This window comes from Hymenobacter yonginensis (genome assembly GCF_027625995.1).
Lineage (GTDB): Bacteria > Bacteroidota > Bacteroidia > Cytophagales > Hymenobacteraceae > Hymenobacter > Hymenobacter yonginensis.
Map to the genome: position 1 here is coordinate 4,412,078 of NZ_CP115396.1, position 17,598 is coordinate 4,429,675.

The following is a 17,598-nucleotide window of genomic DNA, read 5'->3' on the forward strand; positions in this document are numbered from 1 at the left end:
GGCCTATTGTTTCGGGCCTATCGTTTCGGACGCGTCCGAAATGGTGGTGGCCGTCACCGGGGCGCGGTATGGTGGCCAAGAACGCAGGTGCGCCGGGGCCTGCGGGCCGTGTTTTCTATCCTCCACCGTTTACCTCGCTTACCATATGGCAACCCGCCGACTAATTACCAATTTCGATAACTTGCCCAATATGGACATTGGCCCGCTGGCCCAGAACTGCCTGACCAATATGGCCGGCAACTCCCGCTACCCCAATGCCAAGCCCCAGACCGATGCCCTGCAGGACGCTCTGACGCCCTACCAGACGGCGGCCAGCGTGCTGCACCCGACGCCCACCCAAACCGCCGAGCTGGCCCAGCTGCGCGTCGTCCTCAACCAGAGCCTGGGGGCCGTGGCCAGCATGGCTAACGGCCTGTTCCCTACCGACGAGGCCGCGCTGCTCAGCACCGGCCTGCCCCTGAGCAAGGAGCGCGAGCGGCACACCGTGCTGGAAGTGCCCGGCAAGTTTCAGCTCACCGACGGCCCCCAGCCCGGCACGCTCTGCGCCAAGGCCAAGCGCCCGCCCTACGCCGTGGCCCTCAAGTACCTCTACACCCTCGACGCCACCAAGCCCGACAACCAGTGGCTGACGGTGGTGGTGCGCGACGGCGACGCCCTGCTCACGGCCTGCAAAACCGCCGACCGGGTGTACTGCAAAGTGGCCGCCGTGGGCGGCGACACCGACCAGCAGCCCTACACCGAGGTGCTGAGCCGCTTGGTGCAGTAGGGGAGGCACGCCCCCCGGCCCTGGCCCCGCCCCGTTTGGGGCGGGGCTTTTTGTTGGCTGGTGGGGCAGAGGGCGGCGGCCGCCGTGGCCCGGCAAGCAAGCCGCCAGCCGGAGGCCGCCCTTCCCAGCTGGCCTGCGCCGGCCACAGCCGGGAGGCAGCCGGCAGGGGCGGCGGCTACGTAAAAATAATTGTTGAAGTTGTTGTAGTAATCATAGGATAAACTGTCTGCTGCCCGGTATCTTTGCTGGGATATCTTCTTTGCATACTGCGTATTGGCTAATCTTTTCCACTGCTCTTGCCGGGAGCTTACCTGCCGGAGGCGGCGATCTATTTCCTGCTTTTCAACGGATTGTCTCCCGGGACCGGCCTAGCCCGGCCCGCTTCGGCCGGGCTAGCCGGCTGGTACAGCCCCTAGCCGCTGTTGGCAGCCCCGGTTTCGTCTGCCCGGCCCGCCCTGCCGGCCTGCAAGCTGCCCGGTTTGGCGGCGCTTGGCGCATTGGCCGAGGCTCCGGCAGCTGGCAGGCGCAGCACCGGTAGGAGCGGGGCTGCCGCCGTGGCGTAGGCCGCCACCCTGCTGCTTTTCTCTTCTGACTTTATCACTTTCCACTTTTTCCTTTTTCTACTTATGCGTCTGAACGCTACTCCCAAAACCCTGAACGCAGCTTCCGCGCCGCTCACCCCGGCTTCGGCCAACCAGGAACGCCGCGGCTGGCTGAAAAAGCTGGGCGCCGCCCTGGGCCTGGGCATCATGGCCGGCCCCGCCGCCGCCGCCCGCGGCACCCGTGGTACCCTCGGGGTGCAGGGGCCCGACGGGGACTATATTGGGCAAATCATCCTGTTCGCCGGCTCCAACTGGCAGCTTCAGAACTACCTGCCCTGCAACGGGCAATTGTTGCCGATTAATCAATACACGGCGCTATTCTCCGTCATTGGCCCCACCTATGGCGGCAACGGCCGAGATAACTTCGCATTGCCCGACCTGCGCGGGCGGGTGCCGATGGGCGCGGGCCAGGGGCCGGGCTTATCCAACTACAACGTCGGCCAGGCGGGCGGCACCGAGACGGTCACGCTGACCGCTGGTAATCTGCCCACGCACACCCACTGGCTGAACGTGGCGGCCGGGGCAGCCACCACGGCCACGGCCAGCGGCAACTTTCCGGCCGCCGCCACCGGCCAGACCGCCGGGGGCGAAAACCTGCTGGTGAACAGCTTTAATACCGCCGGCGGCGCTATCGCCAACTCGGCTGCCATCAGTCCCGCCGGCAGCAGCCTACCCTACCTCAACATGCCGCCCCACCTGGCCATGACCTACTATATCTGCGTGAACGGCTATTACCCGGTGCGGAGCTAAGCAGCGCGGGCAGGCGGACTGGGTATCTTTCATCAGTTTTCTTTCTTCTATGCTTTCTTTCTATTCTGCATTTCGCGGCCGGCTGCTGCCATTGCTGGCGGGGCTGCTGCTGCTGAGCGCCGGCCCGGCCCGCGCCCAGACGGCGGCCACCCGGCTCTACTGGGTACAGAGCAGTACCACGGCCGCCGACGACCAGCTGGCCAGCAGTACCCTCACCGGCAGCGGCGCCGCCGCGCTGGCTTCGGGCAACTCCGCCACTACCTTCCAGAATCCTAGTGCCCTGTGGGTGGACGTGCCCACCAGCACCCTCTACGTAGGCGATGGGGCCGCCACCGGCAGCACGGGCATCTCGCGCTTCTCGCTGAGCGGCACTTACCTCAACACCCTGGTAGCGGGCAGCACTGCCTATGGCATCAACGCCGTGCAGGTGGTAGGCTCCAAAGTGTACTGGGTGCAAAGCAGTAACACCGCCGCCGACGATAAGCTGTGCGTGATAAACACCGATGGCACCGGCCTGACGGTGCTGGCCTCGGGCGCCGCCAGCTTCGACAACCCCCGGTCGCTGTGGGTGGATGCCGCTAACGGCCTCATCTACGTCGGGGACGGAGCCAACGCCGCCACCACCGGCATTCGCACCTTCACGCTCACCGGCGCGTCGCCCACTACGCTAGTGGCCGGGGTACCGGGTGCCAGCATCAACGGTCTACAAGTGGCCGGTGCCAAGCTCTACTGGGTGCAGAGCAGCAATACGCCCGCCAACGACCAGCTGGCCAGCATCAACCTGGATGGCACCAACCAAACGGTGCTGGCCTCGGGCAACTCGGCCACTACCTTCGCCAACCCCCGGTCGTTGCGGGTAGACGTGCCGAACGGCGCTATCTACGTCGGCGACGGCGCGGTCACGGGCAGCACGGGTATCTCGCGCTTTTCGCTCGCGGGTGGCGCGGGCAGCTCCCTAGTAGCGGGCAGCGCCACCGTGAGCTACAACGGCGTGGCCACCAATGAGGCGGCCGTGGCACCCACCGTCACGACGGCGGCGGCCGGTACCATTACGGGCACCAGCGCCGTGCTGGGCGGCAACGCCACGGCCGACGGCGGCGCGGCCGTGTCGGCGCGCGGCGTGGTGTACAGCACCACCAACACCACGCCCGCCCTCGGCGGCACCGGTGTAACGCAGGACGCCAACGGCACGGGCACAGGCAACTTCTCTGAAACCATAACGGGGCTCACGGCCGGCACCACCTACTACGTGCGGGCCTACGCCACCAACAGCGCGGGCACCAGCTACGGCACGGTGCAGACGTTCAGCACCGCCACCACCGTCACGTCCATCGTGCGGGCCGGCACCATCAATCCCGCCAACGCCAGCCAGGTGAGCTTCACTGTGACGTTTGCCAACGCCGTGTCGGGGATATCCACCAGCAATTTCAGTGTCACGACGACTGGCGCTGTCAGCGGCGCTACCATCAGCAGCCTGGCCGGCTCGGGCACTACCTACACCGTGACGGTTAATACGGGCACGGGAGACGGCACGCTGCGGCTGGATCTGACCAACAGCACCGGCATTTCGCCCACGGTAAGCAACGTGCCCTTCACGGGCGGCGAGCAGTATACCATCGACAAGACGCGCCCCGCCGTGGTCATCAGCAGCACGGCGGGCGCCAGCGGCAGCACCACCACTACCACGCCCATTCCGTTCACAGTGACCTTCGCGGAAAACGTGAGCGGCTTCGTGGCCGGCGACGTGACCGTGACCAACGGCTCCATCACGGGCAACGTGGTGAACGGCACCAGCCCCGGCACCACGTACACCTTCACGGTGACGCCCGCCGCCGGCGGCACCGCTACCACAGTAGCCGTACCCGCCAACGTGGCCCAGGACGCGGCCGGCAACGGCAACACGGCCGCGCCTGCGGCGTACGCGCTTACTTACCAGCAGCCCACGGCCACCGTAAGCTCCGTGACGCGGCTGGCGCTGTCGCCCACGGCGGTGAGCACGGTGCAGTACCGGGTGGTGTTTAGCACCAGCGTGACCGGCGTAACGGTCAGCAACTTCAGTGTGACGACCACCGGCATCAGTGGGGCCAGCGTGGTCAGCACCAGCGGCTCGGGCACTACCTACACCGTCAACGTGAACACGGGCACGGGCAACGGCACGCTGCGCCTGGACGTGGCCAACAGCGCAGGCACCACGCCCACGATTGCGAACGTGCCCTACACCGCCGGCGAGGTATACACCATCTCCAAGAGCTTCGCGGCGGCCCCCACCCTGCGCATTCAGTCGGTGGGCAGCGCCAGCGGCAACTCCGACGTGACGGCCTTCGTGGACGCGGTGCAGGTGGTGCAAAACGGCACTGCCACTGTGGTGCCCAACGGCCTGCAGAACGGCAGCTTCGAAACCAACAACGTAGCGGCTAACACCTTTCTGTATCAGACGCAGGGGGTGATAGCCACGCCCTGGACGTTTACCGGTGCGGGGAGTGGCGTGTCGCGCAACAACAGCGCCTTCGGCTCGACGGCTATTGACGGCGGCGCGGTAGCGCTGCTGCAAAACAACGATATGGCCATCTCGCAAAACCTGGCCGTGCCTACGGGCAACTACCAGATCAACTTCCGGACCATCCAGCGCAACTACACCTCGCTCGACCAGCGCCTGAACGTGTTCGTCAACGACGTGTTCGTGGGCAGCATCCAGCCCAACAACATTCCCACGTACGATACCTTCACCTCGGCTTCGTTCAGCGTGACGGCCCCGGCCCTGACGGCCACCGTCAGTAGCACGGCCGCCGCCACGGGCGGTACCACCGCTACCACGCCGATTCCGTTCTCGGTGAGCTTCTCGCAGAGCGTAGGCACCAGCTTCACCGCCACCGACCTGACCGTGGGCAACGGCAGTGTGACTGCCGGCAGCTTTAGCGGCAGCGGCGCGGGGCCTTATTCCTTTACCGTAACACCCACTACGCCCGGCACCGCCACCACGGTGAGCCTGGCGGCCGGCGTAGCGCAGGATGCCAACAACACCCTGAACTCGGCCAGCAACGCATACAGCGTTACCTATGTCCCGTCGGCGCCGGTGCTCCTGGCTCCCTCGGGCACGCCCGTGGGGCTGGGCCAGGCCCTTACGCTCACGGGCAGTGACCTGAGCAGCCCCACGGCCCTGACAATCAACGGCGCCGACGCGCTGTCCGGCATCATCAGCAACACGGGCAGCAGCTTGGTGGTGCGGGTGCCCGTAACGGCGGCGGCCAGCGGCACCATAAGCCTGAGCACGGCCAACGGCACCAGCAACAGCGTGGCCTTCCAGGTGCTGGCTGCGCCCGGCAACGCGCTGGCCTTCGACGGCACCAACGATGTGGTGAGCATCCCGTCTGCCCCGGCCCTGAACCTGACTACGGCCTTCACCATCGAGGCCTGGATCAACCCGGTGGGCACAGGCAACGCCACGCAGAACGTGGTGTGCAAGTCGTCGCAGGCGCAAAACACCGGCTACATCTTCCCGCGCACCGACGACACCTGGGCCAGCGTGCGGCTGTGGCTGCACCGCGGCGGCGGCTGGAGCCAGTACACCATCCCGTACGGCCCAAGCAAGCTGGGCCGCTGGCACCACCTGGCCGCCACCTACGATGGCACCACCGTGCGCCTCTATCTGGATGGGGAAGAGGTGCCGAATGTCGCCACCGGCAGCATCCAGTCCGGCGCGGTAACCACCAACACCAATCCGCTCACGCTGGGCAGCCAGCCGGGCTATACTGAGTTCTACCGCGGCAAATTGGACGAGGTGCGCGTGTACAACGCGGTGCGCACGGCCGCCCAGATCCAGAACGACATGCGCACGGTGCCCGCCGGGCTGCCGGAAGCCGGGCTGGTGGAGTACCTGAACTTCGACCAGGGCACGCCGGCCACGGCCAGCACGGGCAACAATACGGGCCTGACTACGCTCTACGACCTGGCGAGTGCCCAGCCTGCCACGCTCACCGGCTTCGCGCTGGCCAGCGGCAACACCACCAGCAACTACGTGGGGAGCCTGGCGATGGTAGTGCCTATCGCCACGGCTGCCACCAACCGCCAGCCCAACAGCTTCACGGCCACCTGGACGGCCCCGGCCGTGGGCACCGTCACCAGCTATGTGCTGGACGTGGCCACCAACGCCACCTTCACGGCGCCTGTGGCTGGCTCGCCTTTCACGGTGGCGGCCCCGGCCACCAGCTACACCGTAACGGGCCTGGCCAACACGGCCAGCACCTACTACTACCGCGTGCGGGCTCTGGCAGCCCCGTTGGCCGATGAGGGCACGTTCTCCAACACCATCACCACGGCGACGCCGCTGCCCGTGGAGTTGACTGCCTTCACGGCCACGGCCACCGGCCCGCAAGTTGTGCGCCTGGCCTGGACGACGGCCACGGAAGTGAACAGCGCCGCCTTCGGGGTGGAGCGCAGCCTCGACGGCGTGACGTTCCGGACGGTGGGCACGGTGCCCGCCGCGGGCACCAGCGCCACGCCCCGCACCTACAGCCTGCTCGACCAGCAGCTGCCAGCCGGCGTGCCGGTGCTCTACTACCGCCTGCAGCAGCTCGACCAGGACGGCACGTTCAGCTACTCGCCGGTGCGCGCCGTGGCCCTGAGCAACGCGGCCCCCACGCGCCTGACGCTGGCTCCCAACCCCACCACGGGGGCAGCCACGCTGCGCGGAGCCGCCGCCCACGCCCCCGTGCAGCTCTATGACGCCGTGGGCCGCCTGGTGCTGACGGCCACCGCCGACGCCACCGGCACGGCCCGCTTGGTGTTGCCCGCCGGGCAGCCGCTGGGCGTGTACGTGGTGCGCACCGGTGCGCAGGCCACGCGCCTCGTGCTGGAGTAGCCGACGGATGCGGTAAACACAAGAGCCCCGGCGCCTGGCGCCGGGGCTCTTCGCGTGTAGGGGTGCGCCGCCCGGGGTTTCGGCATCCGGGCCGCCGGGGTGGGAGCGGGGAACAACGTCAGCAACGGGAAGACACGAAGGGGCGCGTCTCTACATGGGTCTGGGGAGAGAAGCGGCTAGGGCTTGCGGGGCTTCGGCGCGTCGGGGTGCTGTTCCAGCAGCTCCAGCAGGTGCTCGGGCGTCAGCTCCGTGAAATCCTTGATGTAGGCTAATGGCGCCTGAAAGTCGGCGGCTTTGAGGGAGGTGCCCACGGCCACGCAGCGCATGCCGGCCCGGTAGGCGGCCTGTTCGCCCAGTACGGCATCTTCTAGCACCACGCACCGCTCGGGCGGGATGCCGAGCTTGCGGGCCGTGGTGAGGTAGGTGTCGGGGTGGGGCTTGCCGTGCTGCACGTCGTCCTTGCCTACTATCACATCGAAGTAGCGGCGTAGGCCCAGGTGGTCGAGGATGTAGCCGATGGTGTCCTCGCCGGAGCCGGTGCCCAGGCCGATGCGGAAGCCGGCAGCGCGGGCGGCCTGCAGAAACGCGGTGAGGCCGGCCACCTCGCGGCGCTTGTTCCAGTAAAGCACCCGGTAGAGCAGCTCGCGCTGGGCGGCGTATTCTTCGAGCTGCTTCTTCGGGACGGGATTGGTGAAGACCGTAGCCAGAATCTCGGAGGCCGGCATGCCGTTGAGGCGGCGCAGCAGTCGGCGGGCGTTGGTGGTGAGGCCCAGGTCACGGAAGAGCAGCTGGAAGGCTCGGGCCTGCTCGGGCGTGTTGTCGATGAGCACGCCGTCCATGTCGAAGAGCAGGGCGTAGGGGAGGGCAGGCGTAGGCATGGCAGCGGGAAATAATACCAGTGATAGAGCAGCGTATACGGACGCCGCCGGCCCGCGCACGATTTAGGTGCCGGTGAAGCAATTCCGGCCGGCGGCCTCTATCTTTGGGGCCGCTTCGGCGGGCGGCGGTTTCGTCGTGGGTTTCTAACTGCTTCTCGATTTGAAAAAGAGCCTGTTATTGTTGCTGGCCGCCACGCTGGCGGGGTCTGCCGTTGGGCAGAAAAAATCCGCCACGCTGGCCCGCCCTAAGCTGGTCGTGGGCATTGTGGTGGACCAGATGCGCTACGACTACCTCTACCGCTACTGGAGCAAGTACGGCAGCGGCGGCTTCCGGCGGCTGCTGGGCGAGGGGTTCAGCTACGAAAACACCCACTACAACTACGTGCCCACCTACACCGGCCCGGGCCACGCCAGCATCTACACCGGCACCACGCCTTCGTTCCACGGCATCGTGGGCAACAACTGGTTTGAGCGCGAAACCGGCCGCGGCACCTACGTCACCGAGGACAAAACTGTGCAGCCGGTAGGCGGCACGGCTGCCGCCGGGCAGCAGAGCCCGCGCCATATGCTCACGAGCACCATCACCGACGAGCTGCGGCTGGCCACCAATTTCCAGAGCAAGGTGATTGGAGTCTGCATCAAAGACCGGGGCTCGATTCTGCCGGCCGGCCACGCCGCCAACGGCGCCTACTGGTACGACGGCGCCAACGGGGCCTTCATCACCAGCACCTTCTACCAGAACACGCTGCCCGAGTGGGTGACGAAGTTCAACGCCGAGAACCGCGCCGCCCAGTACCTGGATAAGCCCTGGGAAACGCTGTTGCCCATCGGGCAGTACACCGAAAGCTCGCCCGACGACGTGGCCTGGGAGGCGACGTTCAAGGGCGAAGCCAAGCCGGTGTTTCCGCACAACCTGCCGCAGCTGAGCGGGGCGCTGCCCGCGCCGGTGAAGGGCGCCCTCAAGGCGGAAGGCGAGAAAACCGCCCCGGCCCGCAACCTCGACCTGATCCGGAGCACGCCCTTCGGCAACTCGCTCACCCTGGACTTTGCCCTGGAAGCCGTGCGCGCCGAGCAGCTGGGCCAGCGCGGCCAGACCGATTTCCTAGCCCTGAGCTTCAGCAGCACCGACTACGTGGGGCACCAGTTCGGGGTGAATGCCATTGAAACCGAAGACACCTACCTGCGCCTCGACCAGGACCTGGCTCGCCTGCTCGACTACCTCGACCGGACCGTGGGCAAGGGCCAGGCGCTGGTGTTCCTCTCCGCCGACCACGCCGCCGCGCACTCGCCCGGTTTCCTGGCCGACCACCACCTGCCCGGCGGCTCGGTGGGCCCGCGCCTGATGCAGGATTCCATTCAGCAGCAACTGGTGCGCCGGCACGGGGCCGGCCAGTGGGTGCTCAGCTACGAAAACCAGCAGGTGTACCTCAACCGCCCGCTCATCGCCGAGAAGAAGCTGAACCTGCGCGTAGTGCAGGATGAGGTGGTGGACATTGCCAGCCAGCTGGCCGGCGTCAACCGCGCCATCACGGCCGACGATCTGCAGAAGTCGCACTGGGAAAGCGGGATGCTGATGTACCTGGAAAACGGCTTCTACCCCAAGCGCAGCGGCGACGTAATGGTAGTGCTGCAGCCGGGCTGGCTGGAGTCGTACAGCTACCCCGTGAGCAAAGGCACCACCCACGGCTCGCTCAACAACTACGACACCCACGTGCCGCTGGTGTTCTGGGGCTGGCGCGTGAAACACGGCGAGTCGAGCCACCCCGCCAAAATCACCGATATTGCGTCCACGCTGGCCAGCTGGCTCCACATTCAGGAGCCGAACGGCAATACCGGCACGCCCCTGCAGGCCGTGCTGGGCCGATAAAAGGGGATTTCGTTTCTGGTTGTTCGTCTTGCGGTTGCGTATAGCCGCCGGGAAATGACGCCAAGCCGAAACGTCCCCTACTAAACACGAAAAACAAACAACGAATAACGAACAACCTGATAATGGCTCATTTTAATCCCTGGCACGATGTGGAGCGCGGCGACGACGCTCCGAAAGTGGTAAACGGCATCATTGAAATCCCGAAAGGCTCTAAAGGCAAGTACGAGCTGGACAAAACCAGCGGCCTGCTGAAGCTGGACCGGGTGCTGTTCTCCGCCGTGCACTATCCGGCCGCCTACGGCTTTATTCCGAAAACCTACTGCGACGACAACGACCCGCTGGATATTCTGGTGCTGTGCTCGGTGGACATCGTGCCCATGTGCCTGGTGGAGGCCAAGGTTATCGGCGTGATGCAGATGATTGACGGCGACGAGGAAGACGACAAAATCATTGCCGTGGCCGCCCACGATATTTCCGTGAACCACTACAACGACCTAGCCGACCTGCCCCCGCACACGCTCAACGAGATGCAGCGCTTCTTCGAGGACTACAAAGCCCTGGAGCACAAGCACGTGAGCGTAGAGCGTTTCATGGGCCGCGAAGATGCCTACCGCATCATCGAGGAAAGCATCAAGCTCTACAACGAAACCTTCCCAAAAGGCAACCCTGCGGACGAGAAGGACGTGAAGGAAGCCCTGAGCTAGCCTTCCGCCTCCCTTGCGGGTTTATCAGCAGCCCCCGGTCGTCAGGTTCTGGCGCCGGGGGCTGTTGCGTGTCGGCTGGTGTGGGCTGGCAGGCGTATCTTGCCGTTTCCCTGACCACTTGTTATGTCCGTTGCGCGCGCAATACCCGGGTTTCTGCTGTCGGTGGGGCGGCGTCTGCGGCGCCCGCTCGATGCCGTGCTTTATAGCAGCGCCTGGCTTTCGGCGGCGGCGCTGGGGCTGATGTGGGCCACGTTTCTGTTCTGGCGGGTGCATATTCCGGGGCGGCTGGGGGTGCTCATTTTCGCGGCCACGTTGTGCCTCTACAACCTCGACAGCGTGCTGCCCTACAAGCACAGTCAGCACCCGGGCGTGTCGGGCCGCAAGCGCTGGATGCGGCGCCACCGCTGGCCACTGGCGGCCGTGGCCCTGGTAGCCGGAGCGGTGGCCGGCGTACTGTTTCTGGCCGATGACCGCCTGCGGCCACTTACCCCGTTTCTGGTGCACTTGGCCCTCATTTCGGGGCTCTATTCGCTGCCGCTGGTCAGGCGCCATGGCCGCTGGCGCGCCCTCCGCGACCTGCCGCTGCTTAAGGTGTTCCTGATTGCCTATGTGTGGGCGGGCGTCACCGTCTGGATTCCGGCGCTGTACCTGGGGCGGCCGCTGGCCGAGCCGGCGGTGCTGGCTCTGTTTGCCCGGCGATTCCTGTTCGTGCTGGCGCTGGCGCTCGTGTTCGACATCCGCGACCATACCAAGGACCGCCTGATGGGCACCCTCACATTTCCGGGCGTGCTGGGGGTGCCGGCCACCAAGTATCTGGCGCTGGCGGCGCTGGTGGCGGCCAACGCCTGGCCGCTGCCCCAAATGTTGGCAGGGCAGGTACTGGTGCTGGCGCTGCCCTCCGTGGCCGGGGCCGCCGTCATCTGGCACGCCCACGAATCCCGCCCCGACTACTATTTCGCCCTACTCACCGACGGCGTTATGCTCCTGCAGTTTCTGGCCGCATTGGTAGTGAGTATCTAGTAGGGAGTGGTGAGTATGTGGTAGGAATAAAGATTTTGATAATCAGAACATTAGTTGGATTCGGCTTCCCGCTGCTGGATTCTTGCCACTGAGTACTCACTACCAAATAATTCCCACTCAGCCCTCCAGCTCCCGTAGCGCCGGCCCGATAAACTGCACTAGGTCGCCGGCAATCAGGCCGGCCTCGCCGGTTTCGGCAGCGGCTAGGTCGCCGGCGCGGCCGTGGGCGTACACGGCCAGCAGGGCTGCATCCAGGGGCGAGAGGCGCTGGTCGGCGCGCAGGGCCAGCAGCAGGCCGGTCAGCACGTCGCCGCTGCCGCCGGTGGACATGCCGGGGTTGCCGGTGCTGTTGAAATACATTGGGCCGTGCGGGGTGCCTAGGGCGGTGTAGGCACCTTTGAGCACGCAGTAGCAGCGGTGTTCCCGGCAGAAGGCGCGCAGCTGCTCCAGGCGGTGGTAGTCGTCGCGGGCCGGCTCGCCGGTCAGCCGCTCAAACTCCTTAAGGTGAGGCGTGAGGACGGTGTCGGGCGGCAGCTTGCCCAGCAGCTCGCGGTGCGTGCTCAGCAGGTTGAGGGCGTCGGCATCGAGCACCAGCGCCCGCCGGCTGCCGGCCTGCCGGAGCAGCTGCCGCAGCACCTCCGCCGAAGACACCTCCTGGCCCAGGCCGGGCCCCATTGCCACGGCGGCGTAGGGCTGTAGCTCCGGTAGCTCGGTCACGAAGTCGTGGCTCGGGTCGGGGAGGGCCATGGCTTCTGGAACCGACATTTGCAGCACGGTATAGCCCACGGCTGGCGTCCGGACCGTGAGCAGGCCCACGCCGCCGCGCAGGCAGGCCCGGGCGGCCAGCACGGCTGCGCCCAGCTTGCCGTAGCTGCCGGCCAGCAGCAGCGCGTGCCCGAAAGTACCTTTGTGCGAAAACCGCGCCCGCCGCGGCAGCCGGCCCGCCAGCGAAGCGGCATCCACAAAATAGTTATCCACATCTGTGTTGTGGATAAACGACTGGTCCAGCCCGATGGGCAATACCGTCCACTCGCCCACAAAATCCGCGTTTCGCGGCATCAAAAACGCCAGTTTTGGCAGCTCGAAGCTGAGCGTGTGGTGGGCCCGCACAATGGCCGAGCCAGCAGGTTGGGGCGAGTCGGCGAGCAGGCCCGAGGGCATATCCACAGCCACCACGGTAGCCTCCGTCTGGTTCAAATGCTTCACGATCGTTGCCGGCAAACCTTCCAGCGGCCGCGTAAGCCCTGTCCCGAACAGCGCATCCAGCACCAGCGCCCCAGCCGGTAGCATCGGCAGCCGGCGGGCGCTCAGTTCCTGGCAGCGGATGGCTTGGGGCAGTTGCTGCCGGTTGAGCAGGAAGTCGGCGGAGTGCTTGTCGGCGGGCAGCAGCCAGACCTGCGGCGCGTAGCCTGCCGTGTGCAGCTGCCGCGCCACGGCCAGCCCGTCGCCGCCGTTGTTGCCGGGCCCGCACAGCACGTGGATTTCGGTGCTGAAGGCCAGCTGCAGCTCGTCGAGCAGCCAGAGGGTGCAGGCCGTGGCCGCGCGCTCCATCAGTTCCAGGGAGGTAATGCCTTGCGCTTCAACGGTGGCCTGGTCGAGGGCCCGGGTCTGGGCGGCGGTGAGGAGTTTCATACAATGCCTATACTTACAACCGGCTTTCTCAGATACAGTATGCGTCGACTTCTCTGGCTGGCGGCGGTAGCGCTGGCTGCCTGCTCCTCCGATCCAGACACCTCCGCTCCCGGCAGTAACACGGCACTCAGCCCGCCCGATTCAAACGGGCCGCTGCCTGCCGCCACATCGGCCGCGGCCTTCGATTCGGCCGCCGTAGTCAGTCTGCCACCTGCGCAAATGCCAGCCGGCGTACCTCGTGTGCCGGGCCAGGTGCTGGAGCTGAAACAGTGGACAGATGCCAATGGCCGAAACCTGCTGGTTGTTGCGCGCACTGCGGCACGCACGGTGCCCGCCCGTGCGGATGACCCCAACGACACAAAGTCGGTGAGCCTGTACGCCCGCCAGTTTGTGCAGCGTGCCGGAAACTGGCAGGAGCTCTGGCGGCTGCAGGACGCCGTGGAGCGGTGTGCGTTCGATACCTGGCTGGGCCCGGTGCCCGGGGCCACGGCCATCACCGACCTGGATGCTGATGGCCAAACGGAAACCACCTTGCTATATCGGCTAGTCTGCCGCAGCGACGTGAGCCCGGCCCAGCAAAAGCTGATCCTACGCGAAGGAGCGGCCAAATACGCCCTGCGCGGCTATTCAGTGGTGCAGTACGATTCTGTACCGGCTGCCCAGCGGGTGCCACTCATAGCCTGCTGTCTGGATACGATTCCGCCGGCCCGACTGGAGGCACACTACGAACTGCTGGACGGGCGCTATGAAACCGAACGGGAATTCCGGTCGGCCCCGCCTGCTTTTTTAGCCTTCGCCCGCCGGCAGTGGCGGCGCTGGTCGATAGAGGAAGCATTTGGGCAGCTGTAAAAACCCGGCCGGAAAACTTCCCGGCCCGCTGGTGCGTTTGCTATTCGGGCGATTTACCGCTCCATCCCCGATTAACACTTCGCGATATGCAAACATGGAATGATGTAATCCGGCTGGCCAACCACGGCAGCCCCACCCCGCCCCGACGGGTAGAAAAAACCGATGCCGAGTGGCGGCAGCAGCTCACCGCCGAGCAGTACCACGTTACGCGGGAGCACGGCACCGAGCGGGCCTTCACCGGCGAATACTGCGAAGCCCACGAAGCCGGCCTCTACGCCTGCGTGTGCTGCGGCACCCCACTCTACGACTCGCGCACCAAGTTCGAAAGCGGCACCGGCTGGCCCAGCTTCACGCAGCCCGTCGACGAAAGCGCCATCCGCTACAAGAAAGACACCAGCTACGGCATGACCCGCGTGGAAGTGCTCTGCAACGTCTGCGACGCCCACCAGGGCCACGTTTTCCCCGATGGCCCGCCGCCCTCCGGCCTGCGCCTGTGCATCAACTCGGCCAGCATCAAGCTGGTGAGTGAGGCCAAAGAATCAGCTCCGGCCGGATAGGATAATTGCCGCAGCCACCATAGTTTAGAGGCCGGGGAAAGGGTTGAAAAACCGCTTTTTCCGGCCTCTATTTATGTAGTGCTGTATGACTCGTGAACAATTTCTGGCCCGGCTGGGCCAGCTCAGCCCGTTGGCGGAAGCCGACCCGGCTGCTTACCGTCGGCGCGTGTGGCTGTGGGCGCTGCTGGGCTACGGCTTCATCCTGTTGCTTCTGCTGGGCACCGTCGGGCTGATGGGGGCCGTGGCCGCCCTGGCCCTGTTCACCAAAGCCGTTGGGCTCATCTGGAAAGTGCTGATAGTGCTGGGCGTGTTTGCGTGGCGGGTGGTGCGCTCCTTGTGGGTGAAGTTTGAGGCGCCGGAAGGATTGCCGCTCACGGCCACCGAAGCAGCCCCACTCCTGACATTGCTGGAGCAGCAGACGCAGACCCTGAAAGCCCCCCGGGTGCATCGGGTGCTGCTCACTTCCGACTTCAACGCCGCCGCGGTGCAGGTGCCCCGGCTGGGCATCTTTGGGTGGCCGCGCAACTATGTGCTGGTAGGGTTGCCGCTGCTGCAGGCCCTTTCGCCAACGCAGGCTGCCGCGGTGGTGGGACACGAGCTCGGACATTTGCGCGGAGGCCATGGCCGGTTTGGGGCGTGGATATACCGGGTGAGCCAGACCTGGAGCCAGCTGATCGAGCAGATGGAACAGCAGGCCGGCCGCACTATTTTCTCCCGTTTCACAACGTGGTACGTGCCGCGCTTCAATGCCTGGTCGCACCCCGTGCGGCGCACCGATGAGTTTGCCGCCGATGCCGCTGCCGCGCAGCTCACCAGCCCGGCCGCCATTGCCGAAGCCCTCTGCGCCCTCGTCACCCGCGACGCCGCTCTTGATAAGTTGCACTGGGATGTGCTCACGGCTTCGCTGGCCGAGCGACCCACGCCGCCAAGTGACGCCATTAGCCGTCTGTTGCCGCTGGCAAAAACCAGCCGCCTGCCCGAAGCCGACGAGCAGAAGGCGCTGGCCAATGCCTACGAGGCCGACCCCGACTTATTCAGCACGCACCCCAGCCTAGGGGAAAGGCTGAATGCCTTAGGCGAAAAGCCCAGCGTGCCACCGTTGCCGGAAGTTTCCGCGGCCGAAGCCTGGCTGGGCAGCAGCCTGCCACAGCTGGCGGCCCAACTGGATGCCGCCTGGGCGGCTGATCGGGCGGCCGTGTGGCAGGAGCGGCACGCCGTGTTGCAGCAGCAGCGCGTGCGCCTGCAGCAACTGCGCGACCAACAAGCCGCCGGCGAAACCCTGCCCCCCGACCAGGCCTGGGAACTGGCCGATCTGACGGAAGACCACGTAGGGGCGGCGGAGTCGCTGCCGCTGTTTCAGGCATTGATTGAGGATGCCACCTGGGGCACCGCCGCCCGCTTCTCGGTAGGCCGCATCCTGGTCAATCTCGACGATGCCGCCGGGCTGGCGTGGCTCACGGAGGCTATGGAGCGTGATCCGACGTATGTGGCTCCGGGCCTGGCGCTGCAGGAAGCCTACCACCAGCGCCTCGGCAACCGCGAAGAGGTGCGGCAACTGGGGGCCAGCCAGCTGCGCCACGCCGATTTGCTGGATGAAGCCATGGCCGAACGCGCAACCATCACGCCGGCCGACCACCTATTGGCGCACGAGCTGACGGAAACGCAGCTACAGGCTCTGAGAGGGGAAATAGCGACTCCTGAATACGGAATCGCGCAGGCCTGGCTGGTTCGCAAGCAGGTGCAGCATTTCGCCAACAAGCCGCTCTACGTACTGGTAGTGGCTCCCTTGCCTGAGAAAAAGCTGACCAAGACAGAAACTATTGGCCACTGGGTACAGGACCTGGCCGCCAAGCTGGTGATGCCTGGTGAAGGATTCGTGATAGGCGTTGGGAAAGAGTACCGTTGGCTGGAGAAGAAAGTCAAGGACATGGGAGCTGAAATAGAGATGAGGTGAGTTTTCGGCCGGCTTTTGCGTAGGTTCGTAGTCCAGATAAACCGGAAAGCTGCTGCACCATATAGCAGCTTTTTTGGTTTTAGCAGGGCGCTTATGTAACGTTCTGTTGTCGCCCTACTCACCTAATTTCCACCCCCTCATGTCGCTGCTTTTCACTGATTTTGCCTCCTGGCGTGCGCACTGCGCCGCCACCGGCGAGCCCCTCTACCAACCCGTGCTGGCCTACGAAATCGAGCAGAAAGGCCGCACGGAAGACCAGATCTGGGACGGCCTGCAACGGGCCTACGACGTGATGCGCGACGCCGTGCAAACCGGCCTCACCCAGGACATGACTTCCCGCTCGGGCATGATCAACAACGGCGCGAAGAAGATTGCGGCCTCGCCCGTTACGGTGCTGTCGCCGGAGTTTAAGCAGCTGGTCACGCGGGCCATGGGCGCCAAGGAGGTGAACTCCTGCATGGGCCGGGTGGTGGCCGCGCCCACCGCTGGGGCTTCGGGCATCCTGCCCGGCGTGCTCGTGACGTTGCAGGAGCTGCATAAGCTCTCCGACCGCCAGATTCTGGAAGGCCTGCTGGTGGCGGCCGGCGTGGCGCTCATCATCGAGCAGAACGCCTCGCTGGCCGGCGCCGTGGGCGGCTGCCAGGCCGAAACCGGCTCGGCCGCGGCTATGGGCAGCGGCGCCATCGTCTACTGCCTGGGCGGTACCGTCGATCAGACGTTTGCGGCCGTCGCCGTCACCATCCAATGCATGCTGGGGCTGGTGTGCGACCCGGTGGCGGGGCTGGTGGAGGTGCCCTGCGTGGTGCGCAACGCCTCGGCCGCCGCCATTGCTTTCAGCTCGGCCCAGATTGCCATTGCCGGCATCGACCCCGTCATTCCGGTAGACCAGTGCGTGGCGGCTCTCGGCGAAGTGGGCCAGAGCATGGAAACGCGCTACAAGGAAACCGCCCTCGGCGGCCTCGCCAATACCCCCCGTGGCCGCGAAATCGAGAAGATGGTGTTGGTGCAGGACGTCCAGATTCTGCCCGACGAAGGAGAATAAGTAGCAAGTACTGAGCGTCGGGTAGTCAGACATAGGTACTGATTATTGAGCTTCTCACTACCCAATACTTATATCCAGCTACTCATCAGAAGCTGCCACAAAAAAGGGCCTTCCCAACT

Annotated in this window: 12 protein-coding genes; 10 read left to right on the forward strand and 2 right to left on the reverse strand. The window is 65.6% G+C overall.

Going from position 1 to position 17,598, the window contains the following annotated elements; translation table 11 throughout:
* The first annotated feature begins 145 nt into the window (after positions 1-145).
* The 3 genes from O9Z63_RS18970 to O9Z63_RS18980 all read left to right on the forward strand — a co-directional run bounded on the left by O9Z63_RS18970 (position 146) and on the right by O9Z63_RS18980 (position 6,976).
* Positions 146-766 (forward strand): hypothetical protein, encoded by a 621-nt coding sequence (locus O9Z63_RS18970; protein WP_270126967.1) that lies wholly within the window; start codon positions 146-148, stop codon positions 764-766.
* Between the two features lie 626 nt (positions 767-1,392).
* Positions 1,393-2,118 carry a phage tail protein gene (locus tag O9Z63_RS18975; protein WP_270126968.1) on the forward strand — a complete coding sequence of 242 codons (726 nt, stop codon included), beginning with the start codon at positions 1,393-1,395 and terminating at the stop codon, positions 2,116-2,118.
* 49 nt (positions 2,119-2,167) lie between these two features.
* Positions 2,168-6,976 carry a beta strand repeat-containing protein gene (locus O9Z63_RS18980; RefSeq protein ID WP_270126969.1) on the forward strand — a complete coding sequence of 1,603 codons (4,809 nt, stop codon included), beginning with the start codon at positions 2,168-2,170 and terminating at the stop codon, positions 6,974-6,976.
* A 176-nt stretch (positions 6,977-7,152) separates the two neighbouring features.
* Here O9Z63_RS18980 and O9Z63_RS18985 read toward each other — a convergent pair whose 3' ends face one another.
* Positions 7,153-7,854 carry an HAD family hydrolase gene (locus O9Z63_RS18985; RefSeq protein ID WP_270126970.1) on the reverse strand — a complete coding sequence of 234 codons (702 nt, stop codon included), beginning with the start codon at positions 7,852-7,854 and terminating at the stop codon, positions 7,153-7,155.
* A 160-nt stretch (positions 7,855-8,014) separates the two neighbouring features.
* Between O9Z63_RS18985 and pafA the strand changes: the two genes are divergently transcribed.
* The 3 genes from pafA (at position 8,015) to O9Z63_RS19000 (ending at position 11,445) form a co-directional block, all read left to right on the forward strand.
* Positions 8,015-9,721 carry an alkaline phosphatase PafA gene (gene pafA, locus O9Z63_RS18990; protein ID WP_270126971.1) on the forward strand — a complete coding sequence of 569 codons (1,707 nt, stop codon included), beginning with the start codon at positions 8,015-8,017 and terminating at the stop codon, positions 9,719-9,721.
* Positions 9,722-9,843: 122 nt separating this feature from the next.
* Positions 9,844-10,425 carry an inorganic diphosphatase gene (locus O9Z63_RS18995; protein WP_270126972.1) on the forward strand — a complete coding sequence of 194 codons (582 nt, stop codon included), beginning with the start codon at positions 9,844-9,846 and terminating at the stop codon, positions 10,423-10,425.
* Between the two features lie 123 nt (positions 10,426-10,548).
* Positions 10,549-11,445 (forward strand): UbiA prenyltransferase family protein, encoded by an 897-nt coding sequence (locus O9Z63_RS19000; RefSeq protein ID WP_270126973.1) that lies wholly within the window; start codon positions 10,549-10,551, stop codon positions 11,443-11,445.
* A gap of 117 nt (positions 11,446-11,562) precedes the next feature.
* Here O9Z63_RS19000 and O9Z63_RS19005 read toward each other — a convergent pair whose 3' ends face one another.
* Positions 11,563-13,077 carry an NAD(P)H-hydrate dehydratase gene (locus O9Z63_RS19005; RefSeq protein ID WP_270126974.1) on the reverse strand — a complete coding sequence of 505 codons (1,515 nt, stop codon included), beginning with the start codon at positions 13,075-13,077 and terminating at the stop codon, positions 11,563-11,565.
* A 39-nt stretch (positions 13,078-13,116) separates the two neighbouring features.
* Here O9Z63_RS19005 and O9Z63_RS19010 point away from each other — a divergent pair, with 39 nt between their 5' ends.
* The 4 genes from O9Z63_RS19010 to sdaAA all read left to right on the forward strand — a co-directional run bounded on the left by O9Z63_RS19010 (position 13,117) and on the right by sdaAA (position 17,479).
* Positions 13,117-13,926, forward strand: a complete 810-nt coding sequence (locus O9Z63_RS19010; RefSeq protein ID WP_270126975.1) for a M949_RS01915 family surface polysaccharide biosynthesis protein — start codon at positions 13,117-13,119, stop codon at positions 13,924-13,926.
* Positions 13,927-14,012: 86 nt separating this feature from the next.
* Entirely contained in the window at positions 14,013-14,483 is a 471-nt protein-coding gene (msrB, locus tag O9Z63_RS19015) for a peptide-methionine (R)-S-oxide reductase MsrB (RefSeq protein ID WP_270126976.1), read from the forward strand.
* Positions 14,484-14,568: 85 nt separating this feature from the next.
* Positions 14,569-16,437, forward strand: coding sequence for a M48 family metalloprotease (locus O9Z63_RS19020; RefSeq protein ID WP_270126977.1), 1,869 nt, complete (start codon positions 14,569-14,571; stop codon positions 16,435-16,437).
* Positions 16,438-16,576: 139 nt separating this feature from the next.
* A complete protein-coding gene (gene sdaAA, locus O9Z63_RS19025) occupies positions 16,577-17,479 on the forward strand; it encodes an L-serine ammonia-lyase, iron-sulfur-dependent, subunit alpha (protein WP_044014640.1) in 903 nt (300 codons plus the stop codon).
* Positions 17,480-17,598: the final 119 nt, after the last annotated feature.

What these genes read in the sequence shown, in the direction of transcription:
- O9Z63_RS18970 (WP_270126967.1), top strand. Translation starts at nt 146, where the DNA reads ATGGCAACCCGCCGACTAATTACCAATTTCGATAACTTGCCCAATATG.
- O9Z63_RS18975 (WP_270126968.1), top strand. Translation starts at nt 1,393, where the DNA reads ATGCGTCTGAACGCTACTCCCAAAACCCTGAACGCAGCTTCCGCGCCG.
- O9Z63_RS18980 (WP_270126969.1), top strand. Translation starts at nt 2,168, where the DNA reads ATGCTTTCTTTCTATTCTGCATTTCGCGGCCGGCTGCTGCCATTGCTG.
- O9Z63_RS18985 (WP_270126970.1), bottom strand. Translation starts at nt 7,854, where the DNA reads ATGCCTACGCCTGCCCTCCCCTACGCCCTGCTCTTCGACATGGACGGC.
- O9Z63_RS18995 (WP_270126972.1), top strand. Translation starts at nt 9,844, where the DNA reads ATGGCTCATTTTAATCCCTGGCACGATGTGGAGCGCGGCGACGACGCT.
- O9Z63_RS19000 (WP_270126973.1), top strand. Translation starts at nt 10,549, where the DNA reads ATGTCCGTTGCGCGCGCAATACCCGGGTTTCTGCTGTCGGTGGGGCGG.
- O9Z63_RS19005 (WP_270126974.1), bottom strand. Translation starts at nt 13,077, where the DNA reads ATGAAACTCCTCACCGCCGCCCAGACCCGGGCCCTCGACCAGGCCACC.
- O9Z63_RS19010 (WP_270126975.1), top strand. Translation starts at nt 13,117, where the DNA reads ATGCGTCGACTTCTCTGGCTGGCGGCGGTAGCGCTGGCTGCCTGCTCC.
- msrB (WP_270126976.1), top strand. Translation starts at nt 14,013, where the DNA reads ATGCAAACATGGAATGATGTAATCCGGCTGGCCAACCACGGCAGCCCC.
- O9Z63_RS19020 (WP_270126977.1), top strand. Translation starts at nt 14,569, where the DNA reads ATGACTCGTGAACAATTTCTGGCCCGGCTGGGCCAGCTCAGCCCGTTG.
- sdaAA (WP_044014640.1), top strand. Translation starts at nt 16,577, where the DNA reads ATGTCGCTGCTTTTCACTGATTTTGCCTCCTGGCGTGCGCACTGCGCC.